Raw genomic sequence first — 20241 nt, 5'->3', positions numbered from 1 at the left:
GAACCGAGAACACCATGACCAATACGCCGAATACCGCGCTGCTCGGCAGCGGAGCCCGTGCATTCATCGACCGCCGCAATCATCCGATGCTGATCGGCGGCGCCTGGGTAGACGCCATCGACGGCGCACGATTCGACGTGATCGATCCGGCCGACGAGTCGGTGATCGCCAGCGTTCCCTCGGCCGGGCGCGCCGACGTCGAACGCGCCGTACAAGCCGCCACGCTGGCGTTCGAACACGGCGCCTGGCCGAACCTGCGACCAGCCGAACGCCAGCGCCTGCTGCTCAAGCTGGCCGATCTGATCGAGCGCGATGCGCAAGTGCTCGCCGAGATCGAATCGGTCGACAACGGCAAGTCGGCAGTGGTCGCGCGCGCGGTCGACATTGCGCTGACCGTCGATTTCTTCCGCTACATGGCCGGCTGGGCGACCAAGATCGAAGGCTCCACCGTCGATGTCTCGGTGCCGTATGCGCCGGGCAGCGAGTTCTTCGCCTACACGCGGCGCGAACCGGTCGGCGTGGTCGCCGCGGTAGTGCCCTGGAACTTCCCGCTGCTGGTCGCCACCTGGAAGCTCGCGCCCGCGCTGGCCGCAGGCTGCACGGTGGTGCTCAAGCCGGCCGAGCAGACGCCGCTGTCGGCGATCTATCTCGGACGGCTCATCATCGAAGCCGGCTTTCCACCGGGCGTCGTCAACATCATCACCGGCGACGGACCCAACGCGGGCGCACCGCTGGTCTCGCATCCGGGCATTCACAAGATCAGCTTCACGGGCTCGACCGAAGTCGGCAAGTTGATCGGCCGGGCGGCGATGGACAACATGACGCGCGTGACGCTCGAACTCGGCGGCAAGTCGCCAATGATCGTGCTCGACGATTGCGACGCCGATCTCGCCGCGCAAGGCGCGGCCAACGCGATCTTCTTCAACCACGGCCAGGTCTGCTGCGCGGGCTCGCGGCTCTACGTGCCCAAGCGCCTCTACGATCGAGTCGTCGACGGCCTCGCCAGCCACGCCGCCGCATTGCCGATGGGATCGGGTCTCGAAGCGCAGACGCAGCTCGGCCCGCTGGTATCGCAGGAGCAGCTCGATCGCGTCTGTCACTACATCGAGCTCGGGCGCCAGCAGGGCGCGCGCATGCTCACCGGCGGAGCCCGCTCCGAGCGTACGGGCTACTTCGTGCAGCCAACCGTGTTCGCGAGCGACGACGAATCGCTGCGCATCGTGCGCGAAGAAATCTTCGGGCCGGTGGTGGTCGCCCTGCCCTACGACGATCTCGACGAGGTCGCGCGCCGTGCCAACGACACGCCGTTCGGGCTCGGTGCGAGCATCTGGTCCAGCGATCTGTCGCGCGTGCAGCGGCTGGTGCCCAAGCTCAAGGCCGGAACGGTCTGGGTCAACTGCCACAGCATGCTCGATCCTGCGGTACCTTTCGGCGGCTACAAGCTTTCGGGCTTCGGCCGTGACATGGGACGCGTCTCGCTCGATGCCTACCTCGAAACCAAGTCGGTGTTCATGAAGATCTGAAATCGCGCATGAGTCGAATCGAATCCGCCCTGCCCGCTACCGCGCTGAGCGTGGTTTGCGGCGCAACCGATGTGCCGCTGCTCGAAAGCAGCATCGGCGCAGCCTTCGACACCACCGTGCGCAGGCAGGCCGAGCGCGACGCGCTCGTGGTCCGTCACCAGGGCATACGCTGGAGTTGGGCCGAGCTCGGCGAACGGGTCGACAACGCCGCTGCGCAGTTGCTCGCACAGGGGCTCGAGCCCGGCGATCGGGTCGGCATCTGGGCGCCGAATTGCGCCGAGTGGGTGATCGCGCAGTTCGCGACCGCCAAAGCCGGGCTCGTCCTCGTCAACATCAACCCGGCTTATCGCCGACACGAACTCGAATACGCGCTCAGGCACGTCGGCTGCAAGGCTTTGATCCTCGCTGCCGCGTTCAAGTCGAGCGACTATCTGGCGATGCTGCAAGACCTCGCGCCCGAGCTCGCGCAGTGCGCGCCCGGACAACTGCACGCTGCGCGATTGCCGCAGCTGCGCCTGGTGATTCGCCTGGGCGACGAAGTATCGCCCGGTATGCTCGGATTCTCGTCCCTGCTGAGCGAACCGGCGGCCGAAGCACGCGCGCGACTCGACGCGATCGCGAGCGCCGTCGATGCGCACAGCGCGGTGAACATCCAGTTCACCTCGGGCACCACAGGCTCGCCGAAGGGCGCGACGCTCACGCATCGCAATATCCTCAACAACGGATACTTCGTCGGCCGCGCGATGCGCCTGACGCACGACGACAAGCTCTGCATTCCGGTGCCGCTCTATCACTGTTTCGGCATGGTGATGGGCAACCTCGCCTGCGTCACGCACGGAGCCTGCATGGTGTTTCCGGCAGATTCCTTCGACGCCGCATCGGTGCTGCAGACCGTGCAGGACGAACGTTGCACCGCCTTGCATGGTGTGCCGACGATGTTCATCGCCGAACTCGATCACCCCGACTTCTCGCGCTACACGCTCGACAGCCTGCGTACCGGCATCATGGCCGGAGCGCCATGTCCGATCGAAGTCATGCGCAAGGCCATCGAGCGCATGCACCTGCGCGAGATCACCATCGCCTACGGCATGACCGAGACTTCGCCGGTGAGCTTCCAGAGCGCCACCGACGATCCGCTGGAGCGGCGCGTCTCCACCATCGGACGCGTGCAGCCGCATCTGGAGGTCAAGATCGTCGACGAGGGCGGCAACACGCTGCCGCGTGGCCAGCGCGGCGAATTGCTGGTGCGCGGCTACTCGGTGATGCTGGGCTACTGGAACGATGCGCAGCGCACGGCCGACACGATCGATGCCGAAGGCTGGATGCGCACGGGTGATCTCGGACTGATCGACGAGGAGGGCTACGCCAGCATTCTCGGGCGCGCGAAGGACATGGTGATTCGCGGAGGCGAGAACGTGTATCCGCGCGAGATCGAAGAATTCCTCTATCGCCATCCGCGCATTCGCGACGTGCAGGTGGTCGGCGTACCGGACGCGAAATTCGGCGAAGAACTGTGCGCCTGTGTGATCGCGCAGCCCGGCGAGGCCACCAGCGAAGACGATATTCGCGCTTTCTGCCGCGGAGAAATCGCGCATTACAAGATTCCGCGCTACGTCGTTTTCGTCGACGAGTTTCCGATGACGGTGACCGGCAAGATCCAGAAGTTCGCCCTGCGCCAGGCGATGAGCGACCGGCTGGGCCTGTCCGAGAAACCATCGGACGGCCGTGCCTCATGAATCGAATCAATCTGAAGACAATGCAATACGGAGCCGACTTTTGAGCGCACTCGACGCCTTTCTCGAGGCCCGCGATTTTCTGCTGCAACATCGCGAGGACTACATCGCCGCCAAGCGCGATTTTCGCTGGCCGGCCTTGACCCGATTCAACTGGGCGCTCGATTACTTCGACGCACAGGCGCTCGGCAACACTGCGCCTGCGCTGTGGATCGTCGAAGAGGACGGCAGCGAAACCCAGCTTTCGTGGTCGCAGATGTCGGCGCGCTCGAATCAGGTCGCCAACCACCTGCGAGGGCTTGGTGTGCGGCGCGGAGATCGCGTGCTGATCATGCTGCCCAATCACGTCGCGCTCTGGGAAACCATGCTCGCGACGATGAAACTCGGCGCGGTGATGATTCCGGCCACACTGCTGCTGTCGCCCGAAGACCTCGAAGACCGGCTCGATCGTGGCGGCGCCCGCTACGTGGTCGCGAGCGCATCTCAGACCGCCAAGTTCGCACAGTACGCAGGCCGCTTCACCGGCATCAGCGTCGGCGGTCAAACCGCAGGCTGGCAGCGCTACGAAAACGCCTACGACCAAGCCAGCGAATTCACGCCCGATGCGCCGACGCATGCGGACGATCCGGCGCTGCTCTATTTCACGTCGGGCACCACGTCGAAACCCAAGCTCGTGCTGCACACGCACGCGAGCTATCCGGTCGGCCATCTGACGACGATGTACTGGATCGGCCTGCGGCCCGGCGATCTGCACTACAACATCAGCTCGCCGGGTTGGGCCAAGCACGCCTGGAGCTGCTTCTTCGCGCCTTGGTCCGCCGGTGCGACGATCTTCATCTACAACTACAACCGCTTCGACGCGCCGACCGTTCTCGACGTGCTCGTACGCTGCGGTGTGAGTTCGCTCTGCGCCCCGCCGACGGTCTGGCGCATGCTCGTGCAACAGGATCTGGCTGCGTATCCCGTGAAGCTACGCGAGCTGATCGGTGCCGGTGAGCCGCTGAATCCGGAAATCATCGAACGCGTTCGCTCGGCCTGGAAGTTGACGATCCGCGACGGCTTCGGCCAGACCGAGACCACCGCGCAGATCGGGAACACGCCGGGCCAGTTGCTCAAGCCCGGTTCGATGGGCCGCGCGCTGCCGGGCTGCAACATCGCGCTGCTCGATGCCGATGGGAATCCGGCCGACGAAGGCGAAATCGCCATCGCACTCGAACCGCGAGCGCTCGCCCTCATGCAGGGCTACATCGACGACCCCGATAAGACCGCTGCCGTCATGCGCAACGGCTACTACCGGACCGGCGACGTCGCGAGCCGCGACGCAGATGGCTACTACACCTACGTCGGACGCGCGGACGATGTGTTCAAGTCGTCGGACTACCGCATCAGTCCGTTCGAGCTCGAAAGCGCGTTGATCGAGCATCCGGCCGTGGCCGAGGCCGCCGTGGTGCCGAGTCCCGATGCGCTGCGCCTGTCGGTTCCGAAAGCCTTCCTGTCGCTACGAAGCGGCTACGCGCCATCGGGCGAGCTCGCCGCCGACATCCTGAGCTTTGCGGCGGCCCGCCTGTCGGCATACAAACGCATACGCCGCCTCGAGTTCTACGATCTGCCCAAGACCATCTCGGGCAAGATCCGGCGTGCCGAATTGCGGCGCATGGAGCTTGCGCGCAGCAGCGATGCGCGACGCGAACTCGAATTCTGGGAACAGGATTTCGGCGCGCGCTGATCTTCGGCATGCTCGCAGTGAGCTCGGAGCTCGCGATTCGCGGGCCGCGAGACCGACGCGGATCAGGCTTTTCGGGCACCCACCAGCGGAGATTCGGCCCGCGTATCGAGCGGCTTGATTTCCGCGGCCGCGACGCCGGCCCAGGCGCGAATCTGGGCGGCGTTCTCTTCGACGAGCCGATGGCCTTCCTTGATCGCTTCCTTCGCCCGGTGGAAATCCATCAGCGCGAAATCTTCGAGCATCGGAACCAGCGTGAGCTCGGGCGGGTCGCCGGCCATGCGGCTGCGCGTGATGCGGTCCTGCATGATGTTGACGCTCGAGGCCATCACGTCGAACACGCTCGGGTGCTCGTCGCTGCTGCTCAGGAAATACTCCGTCGCGCGCTGCCAGAACGTCTTGTCCGAGCGCGTGCTGGCCTCTTCGAGACCTTCCTTCTGGCTCGCGATCGAGACATGCGCCCCGACCAGCTGCGCATTGAGGTTCACCGCGATGACGATGTCCGCGCCCATCGCACGCGCGGGTGACACCGGCACCGGGTTGACGAGCCCGCCGTCGAGCATCCAGCGGTCGCCGTATTTCACCGGCGAGAACACGCCCGGGATCGCGCACGAGGCGCGCGCGGCCGGCAGGATCGGGCCCTTGCTGATCCAGACCTCGCGGCCGGTTTTCATGTCGGTGGCGACGCTGACATAGCGGCGATCGAGGTCTTCGATATTCGGGTTCTTGTGCTTCTCTTCGAAGAAGCCGAACAGTCGCTGGCCTTTGACCATGCCGCCCGAGAGCGTGAAATCGAGCAGGCTGAAGACATCGCGCGAGGTCAGCGTCTGCACCCATTCGGAGAATTCGCCGAGCTGCCCTGCCGCATACACCGCGCCGACCAGCGCGCCGACCGATGTGCCGGCGATCACTTGCGGATGAATGCCGATCTTCTCGAGCCCTTCGATGACGCCGATATGCGCCCAGCCGCGCGCCGAACCGCTGCCCAGCGCCAGGCCGATGACCGCCCCCTTCTGCTTCACCAAGACTTCGTGCTGTTCGCTCATTGCCCGCTTCCCCTTCATCCTACGTCAAAGGCCCCGTCCAGAGCCTCTGGACGGGGCCTTCTGCACTGCGGCGCGGGAATTCTAGCGCCGTGGCTCGAACGTGACGCCGATCAGTCGGCGCCCTTCACTCCGAGCTCGTTGTGTACATCGACGACGCCTTTGATGCCCTTGACCGTCTTCTCGGCCAGCGCCACCTGGGCTTCGTTGTCGACCTTGCCGCTGAGCGTGACGACGCCGGCGGTGGTCTCCACATGGATGTCGGTGGCACTCAGGTTGCGGTCGGCAGCGAGCTTGGCCTTGATCTTGGTCGTGGTGGCCGCGTCCTTGGTGGTGGCGGCGGCCTTGTCCATGGCGCTGGGCTGGCCGGTTTCATTGGCCAGCACCGACATCGGCATCGCCGCGGCAGCGGTCAGGGCGGCAGCCATCACAGCAGTCATCTTGTTCATGAGGGGCACTCCTGGATCGATATTTTTATCGTGACTTCCTGTCACGGCCGCAGAGTGCCGCAGCGCAATGAGCCGGATATGAATTTTCGGGCAGTCCGATTCAGCCGGCGCTCAGAACAGCGGTGGTTGCTCGGGCGTGTCCATGAGCTCGGAGGCATCGCAGAAATTGCCCAGGCCCACGCCGACGAGCCGATAAAGCCGATCGGCCGGCAGGTTCACGCGGTCGCGCAGTTCCACGGCGATGTTCGCGAACCGCTCGAGTGACTCCGGGGGCCGGCCCGGCGTGAGGCTGCGCGTGAGGATCTGAAAGTCTGCGGTCTTGAGCTTGAGCACCACGGTGCGACCGATGCGGGGCGTCTTGCGCGCCGCGTTCCAGGCTTTCTCGGCCATGCGGCGGATATGCGGCTCGAGCTCGGACAAGGGAATGTCCCGCTCGAAGGTGTCTTCGGCCGAGATCGACTGCGTCGGCCGATCGGGCTTGACCTCGCCGTGGTCGATGCCGAGCGAGAGCTGATGCAGGCGCAGGCCGTAGCGACCGAAGCGCGCCTCGAGTTCCGCCGCGGTGCGCAGACGCAGGTCGCCGACGCTGCCGATACCCATTTCGGCGAGCTTGCCTTCCATCACCTTGCCGACGCCCGGCAGGCGCCCCACGGGCAGCGGAGGCAGCACGCGATCGATGTCGCCGGGCCGGATCACGAACAGGCCATCGGGCTTGTTCCAGTCGCTCGCGATCTTGGCGAGGAACTTGTTCGGCGCGACGCCGGCCGAGGCCGTCAGCGACAGCTCTTCGCGAATCTGCTCGCGGATGCACTGGGCCACCGCGGTCGCGGTCGGCAGCTCGGTCTTGTTGGTGGTGACGTCGAGATAGGCCTCGTCGAGCGACAACGGCTCGACGAGGTCGGTGTGGCGCAGGAAGATCTCGCGCACCTGTCTGGACACCGCCCGATAGCGCGTGAAGTCGGGCGGGGTGAAGATCGCGTCGGGGCACAAGCGTTCGGCACGCACGGCCGGCATCGCCGAACGCACCCCGAACTTGCGCGCCTCGTACGACGCCGCGCAGACCACCGAGCGCCCGCCGCGCCAGGCCACCACCACCGGCTTGCCGCGCAGCGACGGATCGTCACGCTGCGCCACCGACGCGTAGAAGGCGTCCATGTCGACGTGGATGATTTTGCGCTGCGCAGGTGGCGATGCACTCATGCGCACATCGTAGGACGGGTTGGCGTTAAGCGCGTAACCGCCGTATGCAGCGAGCCGAACAAACGGTGGGTTGGCCGCCTCGCGGTCAACCCACCTTCCGAAGTGTCAGTACAGCAGGCGCGTCTTGAGCGTGCCCGGAATCGCCGCGAGCCTGTCCTTGAGCGTTTCGGCCTGTTCTTCGGATGCCGACACGTCGATCACCACGTAGCCCACCTGCCCGGCCGTCTGCAAAAACTGCGCGTCGATGTTGACGGCCTGGTCCGAGAACAGGTTGTTGATCTGCGTGAGCATGCCCGGCATGTTGCGGTGGATGTGCAGCAGGCGGCGGCTGCGCGGGTGCTCCGGCAGCGACACTTCGGGGAAATTGACCGCCGACAGCGTCGAGCCGTTGTCGCTGTAGCGCACGAGCTTGGCGGCCACTTCGAAGCCGATGTTCTCCTGCGCCTCGAGTGTGCTGCCGCCGATGTGCGGGGTGAGGATCACGTTCGGCAGGTTCTGCAGCGGCGAAACGAAGGCCTCCGCATTGCCTTTGGGCTCGACCGGGAACACGTCGACCGCCGCGCCGCCCACGTGACCGCTCTTGATCGCCTCGGCGAGCGCCTCGATGACCACCACGGTGCCGCGCGAGGCGTTGATCAGCAGACCGCCCGGCTTCATCGCCGCGAGTTCGGGCGCGCCGATCATCCACTGCGTACCGGCCGTTTCGGGCACGTGCAGGGTCACGATGTCGCTCTTGCCGAGCAGTTCGTGCAGCGAGCCCACCGGCTGCGCATTGCCGAGCGCGAGCTGGGTCTCGATGTCGTAATAGATCACGCGCATGCCCAGGCTCTCGGCCAGCACGCCGACCTGCGTGCCGATATGGCCGTAGCCGACGATGCCGAGCGTCTTGCCGCGCACCTCGAAGCTGCCGACCGCCGACTTCGACCAGCCGCCGACGTGGCACTGCTTGTCCTTTTCGGGAATCCGGCGCATCAGCATGATCGCCTCGGCGACCACGAGTTCGGCCACCGAGCGCGTGTTCGAGTACGGCGCGTTGAACACCGGAATGCCGCGCGCCTGCGCCGCGTCGAGCGCGATCTGGTTGGTGCCGATGCAGAACGCGCCCACCGCCATCAGCCGGCGCGAGTTCTGGAACATCTCAGCCGTCAGGTTGCTGCGCGAACGGATGCCGACGATGTGCGCCGAGGCCACCGCCTTGGCCAGCTCGGCCTCGGGCAGCGACTTCTCGTGGAATTCGATGTTGGTGTAACCGGCCGAGCGAAAGGTGTCGAGCGCCGTGCGGCTCACGCCTTCGAGCAGCAACACCTTGATGTCCTGTTTGGGGAACGAGGTTTTTTTCATGGCTCAACGATGCCCTGGCAACCGCGACCTCCCCGATCGGAGGTCGTACGGGGCGCGCATATTGCCAGAGGGGAACCGGCGAGGCCATTGGACGGAAGGTCCAGGCCCCAGCCGCCAGAAACCGGCGGCCAACCCGGGCGTCCCTACGCGGCGGCGGCCACCGGCGCGAGCTTGGGCTCCTGCATGCTCGGGACCTGGCCCGGCGCGATACCGCGCGGCGGTGCAGGCTCGGTTACAGGCTCCGCGGCCGTCCCGCCGCCCTCGGGAGCCTCGGCCGTTTCCTGCACCGGAGCAACCAGGCTCTCGTGCACGAAGCGCAGCTTCTCGACCACGCGCGGCGTGATGACGAAGGGATAGCTGTCGGCCTGGCCCAGGCTGCGCGTGAGATTGTTCAGCGCGTAGGTCAAGGACAGCCAATCTTCGATCATCTGGTTGAAATCGCGCTGCGGCAGCGGCGCATGGTCGGGCTTGAGCGTGGGCTCGTCTTCGCGCTTGGGTTTCAGCCGCAGGCCGCAGGCGGCGGCGGTGTCGAGCGAATCGATCATGTGCAGGTAATGCGCCCAGGTTTCGGCCCAGTCTTCCCAGGGATGCGAACTCGCGTAGTGGCTGATGAACTCCTGCGCCCAGTCGCCGCCGACCTCTTTCTCGTAGTGCTGCTTGAGCGCGGTCGCGTAATCCTGGCGCTCGTCGCCGAACAGCTCGCGAAACGCTTCGATGCGCGTGCTGTCGCGAATCAATTCGTCCCAGTAATAGTGGCCGACCTCATGGCGAAAATGGCCCAGCAGCGTGCGATACGGCTCGTGCAGCGAAAGCCGGCGCTTCTCGCGTTCGAGATCGTCGGCCTCGGCCACGTTGATGGTGATCACACCCTCGTCGTGGCCCGTCAGCACCGGGCCCTCGGCCGCGAGCTCGTCGCTCAGGAAATCGAAGGCCAGACCATGCTGCGGGTCTTCGCGCCGGTTGCGCAGGGCCAGCTTCAGATCGAGCAGGCTGTAGATCAGCCGGCGCTTGGCGGTTTCGAGCTTGCGCCAGGCTTCGAGGCTGCCTTCGATGTCGAGATTGGGCAGTACGCGCGTCAGTCTGCAGGACACGCAGAGCGTGTCGTGATCGTCCGCAGGCACCGCCCAATTGCAGACCTGATGCTGCAGATAATTCGCGCACAACCGGTAGTGCTGGTTCTTGGAGAGCGGCGACATCGAAACCCAGTGGTCGCCCTCGTGCGGGTCGAGGGTCGCCAGCTCGAGCGTATCGGGCAGAAACGCGAGTGCATGACCGCAGTTGGTGCAGTTGGTGTTTTCGAAGAACACCGTTTGCTGGCAGTTCTGGCAGTGAAAGACTTTCATGGCGCTCTACCGGGAAGATGAGTCGGAGTCAGGAGACGGCAGCTCGGCGATCGGCGTGGCATGAGCTTGCTGTATGGTGCGGCGCACGCTCATGACAACGGCTGAACGCGTCGGCCGCGATACTGCGTAGCCGAGCTGATCGAAACATGAATAAGCCTGCCGATACAATAGAAGCCACCGAAAATCGCAACCGCCCGCGCTTGTTGGGCGCCGACGATCCTGCGCCGGTGTGGATCGAGAACGAGCGCGGCAGCTCGCCTTTCGTGCTGATCGCGGATCACGCAGGCAATCGTGTTCCGTCAGCCTTGAACGAGCTTGGACTGCCGCTGCACGAACGTGAGCGCCACATCGCCTGGGACATCGGCGTCGCCGGTCTGGCCGTTGCGCTCTCCCGCGAACTCGACGCGGCCTGCATCGGCCAGACTTATTCGCGCCTCGTCATCGACTGCAACCGGCGTCCCGATGCAGAAGACAGCATTCCCCACACCAGCGATGGAACCCGCATTCCAGGCAACATCGGCCTTGCGCATGAGCAGATCGAAGTGCGTCGGCGCGAAATCTATACGCCTTATCACCAAGCCATCACGGCGCTCCTCGACCCGCGGTCGCAGCGCAGCACCGCCTTGGTCCTGCTGCACAGCTTCACGCCGGTATTCGGCGGCATCACGAGACGCTGGCATGCCGGCGTGCTCTACAACCGTGACGAACGCCTGGCGCGACCGCTATTGAAGGCCTTGGCGGAGCAAACCGATTTCGTCATCGGAGACAACGAGCCGTATTCGGCGCAGGATGGCACCGATGTCGCGCTGATCGATCACGGAGAAGCACGCGGCCTGCCCGTGGTCGAGCTCGAAATTAGACAAGACTTGATCTCCAATGCGAGCGGACAAGACCTATGGGCGCGAACGCTCGCCACGGCATTGAAGTCCACGGGCATCTGAAAATGACGCCTCACACTTCAGGTCCAGGCAAGCTGGAGAATTCAAGATTCGCGCCTGTCAATTGACTGATGGACCGCGCATGCGGTAAATCGAAAGGACTCGACCATGCTGATCCGACTCGGTTACGAAATCGTCTTCCAGTGCCCGCAACCCACTCCGATGGTGTTGCATCTCAATGTCGACCAGGCCCGCGTTCGTGATCTCACGAAACCCGATCTGATCGTCACCGAGCCGCCGATTCCGCTGGCCCAGTATCCCGACAGCTTCGGCAACCAGTGCACGCGCCTGCTCGCTCCGGCCGGTCGCCTGAAGATCACGGCGGATACGATCATTCGCGATTCCGGGCTTCCGGAGCCCGCGTTTCCGGATGCGCGCCAGGTTCCGATTCAGGAGCTGCCGCCGGAAACCCTGATGTATCTGCTACCGAGCCGGTACTGCGAGAGCGATCTGCTTTCGCAAACGGCGTGGCAGCTGTTTGGGCAGGTTCCCGAAGGCTGGGCTCGCGTACAGGCCGTTTGCGATTGGGTGCACAACTCGATCCAGTTCGGCTATCAATACGCCCGCCCGACCAAGACGGCGCTCGAAACGTTCAACGAACGACAGGGCGTGTGCCGCGACTATGCGCATCTGGCGATCGCGATGCTGCGCGCACTCAACATTCCGGCGCGCTATTGCACGACCTACCTCGGCGACATCGGCGTTCCGCCGGTCGACGCGCCGATGGATTTCGCAGGCTGCCTCGAAGCCTATGTCGGTGATGCCTGGCACTTCTTCGATCCGCGCAACGGCGCGCGTCGCATCGGCCGCGTGCTGATTGCCCATGGACGCGATGCAGCCGATGTCGCGATCAGCACGTCCTACGGCTCGGCGTTTCTCGAAAGCTTCAAGGTCTGGACCGAAGAAGTACCGGAAGCCCAAGCAACCGAAACGCTGTACGCGGTCGCGGCCTGAGTCCAGACGGTTGCCAACAGACCGCTGCAACCCAGCATGTAACCAAAACATCTAAATAAATGATGTCAACAAAAAAGCCGGTTGGCGCGTAAACGCCAACCGGCTTTTTTGTTTGATCAGCGCATCAACCGTTGTGAATGCGAGCGATCAGCGCGTCGGTGAACGTCTTGGTATTCGCGGTGCCGCCGAGGTCGCCGGTGCGGATCTTGTCGATATTGAGCGTATCGTCGATGGCCTTGCGCAGACGCGCAGCCTTGTCGTTGAGCTTGACATGGTCGAGCATCATCGCCGCTCCGAGCATCAGCGCGATCGGATTGGCGATGCCCTTTCCCGCGATGTCGGGAGCCGAGCCGTGCACCGCTTCGAACACTGCCGCGTCCTCACCGATGTTGCCACCCGGCGCCATGCCGAGGCCACCGACGAGACCGGCGACCAGATCGGAAATGATGTCGCCGAACAGGTTGGTGGTGACAAGCGTGTCGAATTGCCACGGATTCAGCACGAGTTTCATCGAGCAGGCATCGACGATCGCCTCGTTCATTTCGATCTTGCCCTGGTACTTGGCCTTGTAGAGCTTGCGCGCCTCATCGAGGAAGATGCCCGTGAGCGCCTTCATGATGTTGGCCTTGTGCACGATGGTGACCTTCTTGCGGCCCAACGCGATCGCGCTCTCGAACGCATACTCGAGCAGACGGCGCGAACCCTGGCGCGTGTTCACGCCTGTTGCGATCGCAACCGCTTCGGGATCGCCGTCCATCGGAATGAAATGCTCGTAGCCCATGTAGAGGCCTTCGACATTCTCGCGGAACACCAGCAGATCGATGTTCTCGTAGCGACCGCCCGGAATGATGGTCTTGGCCGGACGCACATTGGCGAAGAGCTTGAACGCTTCGCGCAGGCGCACGTTGGCGGAGCGATATCCGCCGCCGGACGGCGTCTCGAGCGGGCCCTTGAGCGCCAGGCGCGTGCTGCGGATGGAATCCATGGTGGCCTGCGGAACCGGATCACCGGCGGCTTGCATGCCGGCGAGGCCCGCAACCTGCCAATCCCATTCGAACGGCGCGTCCAGCGCTTCGAGTGCGGCGAGCGTCGCCTGCATGATCTCGGGGCCGATGCCATCGCCTGGAATGAGAGTTGCGCGAATAAGATTGCTCATGGTTTCCTGCTGATCTTTCTGTGGATACTCCCAAACTTTAACGCTGCAAGCTTGCAAAATCGAACGGGAAATTCCTATGCAATCGATCGGAAAAACCTGCTTCACCGCGATGTTCGCCCTTCTGGCCACGATGTCCGCAACGGCATCCGCAGCGGCACCCAGCGCAAAACCACTGACGACGAGCGACGTGCTCGACAACAGCCAGTCATCCGACTGGCGCACGCCGAACGCCGTAGATCTACTGATCCTCACGCTCGACGACGACGACGGCGCGCGCGTGGTGATGGAACTCGCCCCGGCGTTCGCGCCGCAGCATGCGGACAATCTTCGCGCGCTCGCACGCGAACACTACTTCGACGGCCTCGCCATCATGCGAGTTCAAGAGAATTACGTAGTGCAGTGGGGCGATCCCGATGGCGACAAGCGCGAGGTCAGGACGGCGAAGCGCACTCTGCCGGGGGAATTCTTTCGTTCCGCGAGCGGCTTGAACTTCAGCGCGCTACCCGACGCCGACGTCTATGCGCCGGAGGTCGGCTACGTCGACGGCTTTCCGGCGGCACGCGATCGACAGCGCGGCCAAGCCTGGCTCGCGCACTGCTACGCGGCGCTCGGTGTCGGCCGCGCGATGGGCGCGGACAGCGGCGGCGGCACCGAGCTTTATGTGGTCATCGGCCATGCGCCGAGACACCTCGACCGCAACATCACGCTCGCAGGCCGCGTACTGCAGGGCATGGAGCACTTGAGCGCGCTGCCACGCGGCACCGGTACGCTCGGCTTCTACGAGAAGCCCGAGCAGTACGTGAAGATCCGCTCCCTACGCCTGGCGGCCGACCTGCCCGAGAGCGAGCGCGTCGCGCTGCAGGTGCTGCGCACCGACACGGCAACGTGGAAAGCCTACGTCGAGACGCGCCGGTTCCGGCGCGATGCCTGGTTCATCGAACCCACCGGCCACGCCGATGTCTGCAACGTCGGAGTGCCGGTCAGAGCCGCGCCGTAGCGATCTCGGCAATCCCTAGCGGCGCTTGTTCTTCGGCGGCGGCGTGCCCTCGAACTTGCTGATGCGCAGCTGGCGACCACAAACCCAGGTTTTCTGCAGATCGCGGAACACCGAGCGCGGCATGCCAACCGGCAGGTCGATGGTGCTGTAGTCGTCGTAGATTTCGATGCGGCCGATATGCTGGCTTTCGAGGCCGGCCTCATTGGCGATGGCGCCGACGATGTTCGATGGCTTCACGCCGTGCTGGTGGCCGACTTCGATGCGGAAGGTCTCGCTTTCCTCGTCCGCCGGCTTGGGCTTGCGCGGCTTGTCGGCGCGATCCTGCGGCTTGTCCAACGACGCCTTGCTTTCCTTGTCGGCGCGCTCGCGCAGCTTGGCCGGCATCGGGAACGACGAAGCCGCTGGCGGCTGTGAAGCGCGCGCCTCGCGCGATGGGATGATGCGAATCTCCGAGCGGCGCTCGGGCTGCGCGGGTTCGTCAGCCGCCATCAGCAACGGACGATCGCCCTGCACCATCGAGGCCAGCGCGGCCGCGATGTCGATCAGCGCAGCACCGGATTCGGATTCGATCTCGGCCAGCACGCCACGAAAGGCTTCGAAGCGCCCGCCAGCCTCGCGATCGTTGCGAGCCTTCTCGATGGCATCGGCCACCGACTGTTTGAAGCGCTGCACGCGGCGGCGATTGATCGCCTCACTGCTCGGGGCGGCGATGGCTTCGATCGGCTGGCGAGTGGCGCGCTCGATCGCCTTGAGCAGGTGGCGCTCGCGCGGCGATACGAACAGGATCGCGTCGCCGCTGCGCCCGGCACGGCCGGTGCGGCCGATGCGGTGAACATACGATTCGGTGTCGGTCGGAATGTCGTAGTTGACGACGTGGCTGATACGCTCGACGTCGAGTCCGCGCGCCGCGACATCGGTGGCGACGACGATATCGAGCTGGCCGTCCTTGAGCTTGGCGATGGTGCGCTCGCGATCGTTCTGCTGCATGTCGCCGTTGAGCGCCGCCGCCGAGAAGCCGCGTGCGCCGAGCTTGTCGGCGAGTTCGGTGGTCGCGGCCTTGGTGCGCGCGAACACGATCATGGCGTCGAAGGTTTCGGCTTCGAGGAAGCGGGTCAGCGCCTCGATCTTGTTCATGCCGCTGACCATCCAGTAACGCTGGCGGATGTTGGTCGCGGTGGTGGTCTTGGCCTTGATGCTGATCTCGACCGGCTCGCGCAGGTAGGTCGTCGCCACGCGGCGGATCTGCGAAGGCATGGTGGCCGAGAACAGGGCGATCTGGCGTTCGGCCGGGGCCTGCTGCAGCACCCATTCGACGTCCTCGATGAAGCCCATGCGCAGCATCTCGTCGGCTTCGTCGAGCACGAAATGGCGCAGGCCTTCGAGCTTGAGCGAACCGCGCTTGATGTGGTCGACCACGCGCCCCGGCGTGCCGACGACGACGTGCGCTCCGCGCTTGAGTCCGCGCAGCTGCGGCTCGTAGCTCTGGCCGCCGTAGATCGGCAGCACGTGGAAGCCCGGCATGCAGGCGGCGTAGGTCTGTAGCGCCTCGGCGACCTGGATCGCGAGCTCGCGCGTCGGCGCGAGGATCAGCGCCTGGGGCGATGACTGCTTCAGGTCGAGCTTCGACAGGATCGGCAGCGCGAACGCGGCAGTCTTGCCGGTGCCGGTCTGGGCCTGGCCCAGAACGTCGCGGCCTTCGAGCAGCGGCGGGATGGTGCGCGCCTGGATGGGACTCGGCGATTCATAGCCGACACGGGACAAGGCCTCGAGCACCGGCGCCGCGAGCTGCAGATCGGCAAAGCGGACGGTCTGGGCCGCAGAGAGGGATTCGTCGGTTGGCTGAGTAGCCATGAGGGGTCCTGGCGTGACGCGGCGCGGCATTGTACTCGCTTGCGCCCTTGACGTTTTCATCTCCGTGCGAGCGCCCTACAGAAGCATGCGCAGGGGCCGATAAGGCGAACAGGCGGCTCAGACCGATACGAGCCGCCGCGGAGGACGCATGATCGGTTTGGGTTTCAATTTCGCCGAGCGCTACCTGCTCGAGACGCACGGGGACGAGGCCCTGGTGGCGGCGCTGCAGCAATCCGGCCTCTCCGCTGCCGAACCCTGGCTAGACTCCCTCGACTACGCCGACGCGGATTTCGACCGCTGGATCGAATCCTGTGCGGCCGTCGACCAGTGCTCGTCCGAAGCCTTGCTACTTCGCCTCGGGCGATGGGCCATGCCCCGTCTGCTGCGCCGCTACGCCCTGCTGGGCCTGGAGAGCGGTTCGCCGAAAGCCCTGTTGCCCGAGCTCGCCGAGCGGCTGCTGCCGCAGCTCCAGCGCAGCTTGCTGCTCATGCAACAGCCGGAGATCGAGCTCGAATGCGGCGAGACCCGGGCCGAGCTCGCCTATCGCTCTCGCGGGGAGCTGTGCGCCTTGTTCGAGGGTGCGCTGCAGGGCCTCGGCGAGCAGTTCGACGTGCGGTGGCGCATCGAGCATGTCCAATGCGAAGGCCGCGGCGACGACTGCTGCCGCTTTCGCATCGGCCTGCCCGAGACGCTCGCTGCATGAGCGCTGCGGCCGCCTTCTGCCGGCATCGGGCCGAGCGCCGCATCGAACTGCTCGACCGGCTCGTCGAGGAGCGCAATCGCGACCTGGCCATCACCCAGGAGCAGGCTTCGGCCGTCCAGTCCTATCTGCTCGGGCTCAACAACGTGCTGCCTGGCGCGCTGATCGGGGCGAGTACCTCGGGCCTGGTGACGCGCGCCAATCGCGGCGCGCAGGAGCTGCTCGGCTACCCGGCCACGGCGCTGTCGGGCATGCCGCTGGGCCGCATCTGGCCGGCGGCCACCGATTTCATCCGGCGCTGCCTGAGCTCCGGCGCGCAGGTGCTGCGCGACGAAGCCGAATGGATCACGCACGATGATCGCGCAATACCCGTGCTGATTTCGGCGGCGACGCAGCGCGATATCGAGGGCCGGGTGCTGTCGCTGGTGTTCGTCGCGCTCGACATCTCGGAGCGGCGGCGTCTCGAGATCGAGCTGCGCCAGGCGCAGAAACTCGAATCGCTGGGCCAGCTGTCGGCCGGCGTGGCGCACGAGATCAACACGCCGATGCAGTTCATCGGCGACAACCTGCACTACGTCTGCGAGGCCTTCGAAGGCCTGCGGCCCCTGCTCGATGCCTTGCCGGAATTCGAATCGGAGCTGCCAGCCCAGAGCGCGCAACGCCTGCGCGAGCTCAGCGAACGGGCCGATCTCGAATTTCTGCGCAAGCGCCTGCCCAAGTCGATCGTCAGTGCGCTCGACGGCGTCAAGCGCGTCAGCCACATCGTCGAGGCGATGCGCGCGTTCTCGCATCCGCAGACCGAGAAGACTGCGGTCGATCTCAACCGGGGGCTGATGGACACGCTGACGGTGGCCCACAACGAGTACAAATACGTCGCCGACGTGCGGTGCGAACTCGGCGAACTACCGCCCATCGTCTGCAATGGCGGCGACATGAACCAGGTGTTCCTGAACCTCATCGTCAACGCCGCGCATGCGATCGCAACGCGCCAGCGCGGCGACGACAAGCGGCGCGGACGCATTCACGTGCGCAGCTGGCGCAAGCACGACACCGCGGTATTCGCGATCGCCGACGACGGCTGCGGCATTCCCCGCGAGATACGGCACCGCGTGTTCGATCCGTTCTTCACCACCAAGGAAGTCGGCAAAGGCACCGGACAAGGGCTCTCGATCTCGCGCAGTGTCGTCGTCGACCATCACCACGGCAGCCTGAGCTTCGACAGCGAGGAAGGCCACGGCACGACGTTCTTCATTCGCCTGCCGCTGCACCACGCACCGCCCACCTCGACCGAAACGCCAAGCGTCATTTCATGAACGAACAACGCCCTCGCCTGCTCTGCGTCGACGACGATACTGCGGTGCTCGATGGCCTCGCACTGACCTTGCGGCGCAGCTTCGACGTGACGATCGCCGACAGCGCGGCCGAAGCCTTGCGCCGGCTGGATGCGCAGGACTATCCGATCGTCATGAGCGACATGCGCATGCCGCAGATGAGCGGAGCCGAGTTGCTCGCCGAAGTCCGCAAGCGGCACCCGGACAGCGTCCGTCTGCTGCTCACGGGATACGCGGACATGGAAGCCGCTGCGTCGGCCGTCAACGAAGGGCAGGTCTTTCGCTTCCTGATCAAGCCCTGCACACCGCCGGTGTTGCTGCGCGCACTGCAGGATGCGGTCACGCAGTATCGCCTGATCACCGCCGAACGCGAGCTGCTGGAACGCACGCTGCGCGGCACCGTGCAAGCGCTCGCCGAAGTGCTTTCACTGGCCGACGCGGTCGCTTACGGTCACGCGATCAGTGTGCAGAAGCTCGCGTTGGCATTGGCGCGGCAGCTCGGCCTGATACCCATCTGGCCACTCGAACTCGCGGCCTTGCTCGCTCCGCTCGGGCGGGTCAGCCTGCCACCCGAGATCCACCACAAGGAACAACGCGGCGACCCGCTGACGACGAGCGAGCGCGCGGCACTCGCGAAAGTCGCCGAAGTGACTCAAGGACTGCTCGCGCCGATTCCACGTCTGGAGCCGGTGCGTTCGGTTCTATTCGCCGCGACGCGATCCGTGGTGGATGACACCCTCCAAGGTCCGGACGAACGGCACTGGCAACGCTGCGGACGCGTGCTGCGGCTCGCGACCGACTACGTCGACCGCGAGTCACGCGGCGATTCGGTGGGCATCGCGCTCGCCGAGATGCGCGCGCGACACGTCGACCAGCCCGAGCTGCTCGCCGCGCTCGAAAAGCTCAAGGGCGCCGAAGCGGATCATGTCGAAATTCGCAGCCTGCCGGTGCGCCTGCTGCAAGCCGGCATGGTGCTTTGCGACGATCTGTACACGCAGGCCGGCCAGCGCCTCGTGCCAAGAGGCTTCACCGTCAACGCGGGGCTCGTGGAACGGATTCGCAACCTGCGGGCGGGCTCGCTCAGGGAGCCCGTGCGCGTGAGCCTGCTGCGCGCACCCGCCTCGACTTCGACCGCCCCATAGCAAAATCCCGCGCCATGTCGGCACGGGATCTTGAGACTCGCCTAGGCGGCTGCCTTCATCGATGTGGGCGCCTCGACCGCTCGCCAGAGCATGTCGAACAAGGCATTGCTCTGCGCGGTCAGCGATTCGCGCTGGTCGTCGGCGACGTAGGCCTGCACGAGCCGGAACATGATGCCCTGCAGGTAATCGAGCAGGATGATCTCGCTGACGTCGGTACGCAGCTCGCCGTTGGCGCGGCCCTCGGCGAGCAGCTTGATCAACGGGCCGAAGGCCTCGTGATTGCGATAGGTCTTCGACTCGCGCCAGGTGTTCAGATACATCGAGCTCATGATCATCTGCATGACCTTGGGATTGCGCTCGAAGAAGCTCAGCGCGGTATCGAACAAGCCGCGCAGCCGCGTCCTGGTATCTCCGGAGCGCTCCAGATGCGGAAGCAGCTCATCGGTCAGCTGGCCGAGCCAGAAATCCAGGCCCGAGAACAGCAGCGCTTCCTTGCTTCCGTAGTACTTGTAGATCGTCTGCAGGCTCACGTTGGCCCCACGCGCGATCTCGATGAGACCGATGCGGTGGAACTCGCGTGAAGAGAAGATCTCGAGAACGGTTCGGTCGATCCGCGTACGGGTATCGGGATCGAGCCTCGTCAGGTCCGGCAAATCGATGGCGTTTTGCATGGATGGATTCTTTAGTAGTAGTGATGACCAGCTCCTCGAGAGCAACTATGGAAGAGCGCAAGGCAAACGACAAGCCCGCTTATCGTTCAGCCTGCATCGGGCTACCTCTGGGACAGTACGCGGGGGCGCAGGCGGCGCCCGGCACC

At 65.1% G+C, this 20241-nt stretch carries 17 protein-coding genes; 9 read left to right on the top strand and 8 right to left on the bottom strand.

Annotation, left to right across the window (positions count from 1 at the left end):
* Positions 1–14: 14 nt before the first annotated feature.
* The 3 genes from WQQ_RS16105 to WQQ_RS16095 are packed head-to-tail and all read left to right on the top strand — an operon-like array spanning position 15 to position 4982.
* Complete coding sequence (locus WQQ_RS16105) at positions 15–1523, top strand: aldehyde dehydrogenase family protein (protein WP_007186291.1); 1509 nt, start codon at positions 15–17, stop codon at positions 1521–1523.
* Positions 1524–1531: 8 nt separating this feature from the next.
* Positions 1532–3259 carry an AMP-binding protein gene (locus WQQ_RS16100; protein ID WP_007186290.1) on the top strand — a complete coding sequence of 576 codons (1728 nt, stop codon included), beginning with the start codon at positions 1532–1534 and terminating at the stop codon, positions 3257–3259.
* Between the two features lie 40 nt (positions 3260–3299).
* Complete coding sequence (locus WQQ_RS16095; RefSeq protein ID WP_007186289.1) at positions 3300–4982, top strand: AMP-binding protein; 1683 nt, start codon at positions 3300–3302, stop codon at positions 4980–4982.
* Positions 4983–5044: 62 nt separating this feature from the next.
* Here WQQ_RS16095 and rssA read toward each other — a convergent pair whose 3' ends face one another.
* The 5 genes from rssA to WQQ_RS16070 form a co-directional block, all read right to left on the bottom strand.
* The gene (gene rssA, locus WQQ_RS16090; RefSeq protein ID WP_007186288.1) at positions 5045–6025 is read right to left on the bottom strand and encodes a patatin-like phospholipase RssA; all 981 of its coding nucleotides are present in this window, start codon (positions 6023–6025) and stop codon (positions 5045–5047) included.
* Between the two features lie 110 nt (positions 6026–6135).
* Complete coding sequence (locus tag WQQ_RS16085) at positions 6136–6471, bottom strand: BON domain-containing protein (protein WP_007186287.1); 336 nt, start codon at positions 6469–6471, stop codon at positions 6136–6138.
* Between the two features lie 111 nt (positions 6472–6582).
* A complete protein-coding gene (gene dinB, locus WQQ_RS16080) occupies positions 6583–7671 on the bottom strand; it encodes a DNA polymerase IV (protein ID WP_007186286.1) in 1089 nt (362 codons plus the stop codon).
* Between the two features lie 105 nt (positions 7672–7776).
* Positions 7777–9012 (bottom strand): phosphoglycerate dehydrogenase, encoded by a 1236-nt coding sequence (serA, locus tag WQQ_RS16075; RefSeq protein ID WP_007186285.1) that lies wholly within the window; start codon positions 9010–9012, stop codon positions 7777–7779.
* Positions 9013–9155: 143 nt separating this feature from the next.
* Complete coding sequence (locus WQQ_RS16070) at positions 9156–10355, bottom strand: zinc-binding metallopeptidase family protein (protein WP_007186284.1); 1200 nt, start codon at positions 10353–10355, stop codon at positions 9156–9158.
* 146 nt (positions 10356–10501) lie between these two features.
* Here WQQ_RS16070 and WQQ_RS16065 point away from each other — a divergent pair, with 146 nt between their 5' ends.
* Both WQQ_RS16065 and WQQ_RS16060 read left to right on the top strand, forming a co-directional pair.
* Positions 10502–11296 (top strand): N-formylglutamate amidohydrolase, encoded by a 795-nt coding sequence (locus tag WQQ_RS16065; protein ID WP_007186283.1) that lies wholly within the window; start codon positions 10502–10504, stop codon positions 11294–11296.
* Positions 11297–11401: 105 nt separating this feature from the next.
* Positions 11402–12247, top strand: coding sequence for a transglutaminase-like domain-containing protein (locus WQQ_RS16060; RefSeq protein ID WP_007186282.1), 846 nt, complete (start codon positions 11402–11404; stop codon positions 12245–12247).
* Between the two features lie 124 nt (positions 12248–12371).
* On the opposite strand, the gene WQQ_RS16055 is transcribed toward WQQ_RS16060, so the two are convergent.
* Positions 12372–13403: an isocitrate/isopropylmalate dehydrogenase family protein gene (locus tag WQQ_RS16055; RefSeq protein ID WP_007186281.1), complete on the bottom strand. Its 1032-nt coding sequence runs from the start codon at positions 13401–13403 to the stop codon at positions 12372–12374.
* A 76-nt stretch (positions 13404–13479) separates the two neighbouring features.
* Between WQQ_RS16055 and WQQ_RS16050 the strand changes: the two genes are divergently transcribed.
* Positions 13480–14400 (top strand): peptidylprolyl isomerase, encoded by a 921-nt coding sequence (locus tag WQQ_RS16050; protein WP_007186280.1) that lies wholly within the window; start codon positions 13480–13482, stop codon positions 14398–14400.
* Positions 14401–14415: 15 nt separating this feature from the next.
* On the opposite strand, the gene WQQ_RS16045 is transcribed toward WQQ_RS16050, so the two are convergent.
* Positions 14416–16251, bottom strand: a complete 1836-nt coding sequence (locus tag WQQ_RS16045; protein ID WP_007186279.1) for a DEAD/DEAH box helicase — start codon at positions 16249–16251, stop codon at positions 14416–14418.
* A gap of 148 nt (positions 16252–16399) precedes the next feature.
* Between WQQ_RS16045 and WQQ_RS16040 the strand changes: the two genes are divergently transcribed.
* The 3 genes from WQQ_RS16040 to WQQ_RS16030 are packed head-to-tail and all read left to right on the top strand — an operon-like array spanning position 16400 to position 19424.
* Complete coding sequence (locus WQQ_RS16040) at positions 16400–16954, top strand: heme NO-binding domain-containing protein (protein WP_007186278.1); 555 nt, start codon at positions 16400–16402, stop codon at positions 16952–16954.
* A complete protein-coding gene (locus WQQ_RS16035; protein WP_007186277.1) occupies positions 16951–18264 on the top strand; it encodes a two-component system sensor histidine kinase NtrB in 1314 nt (437 codons plus the stop codon). Before WQQ_RS16040 ends, WQQ_RS16035 begins: the two co-directional genes overlap by 4 nt.
* Positions 18261–19424 carry a response regulator gene (locus WQQ_RS16030; protein WP_007186276.1) on the top strand — a complete coding sequence of 388 codons (1164 nt, stop codon included), beginning with the start codon at positions 18261–18263 and terminating at the stop codon, positions 19422–19424. The genes WQQ_RS16035 and WQQ_RS16030 overlap by 4 nt, the downstream gene beginning before the upstream one ends.
* 41 nt (positions 19425–19465) lie before the next feature.
* Here WQQ_RS16030 and WQQ_RS16025 read toward each other — a convergent pair whose 3' ends face one another.
* Entirely contained in the window at positions 19466–20095 is a 630-nt protein-coding gene (locus tag WQQ_RS16025; protein WP_007186275.1) for a TetR/AcrR family transcriptional regulator, read from the bottom strand.
* Positions 20096–20241: the final 146 nt, after the last annotated feature.

Origin of the sequence: Hydrocarboniphaga effusa AP103 (assembly GCF_000271305.1) — a bacterium.
Taxonomy (GTDB): Bacteria; Pseudomonadota; Gammaproteobacteria; order Nevskiales; family Nevskiaceae; genus Hydrocarboniphaga; species Hydrocarboniphaga effusa.
The sequence above is the reverse complement of the archived record's forward strand: the minus strand, read 5'-3'. Positions and strand labels throughout refer to the sequence as shown.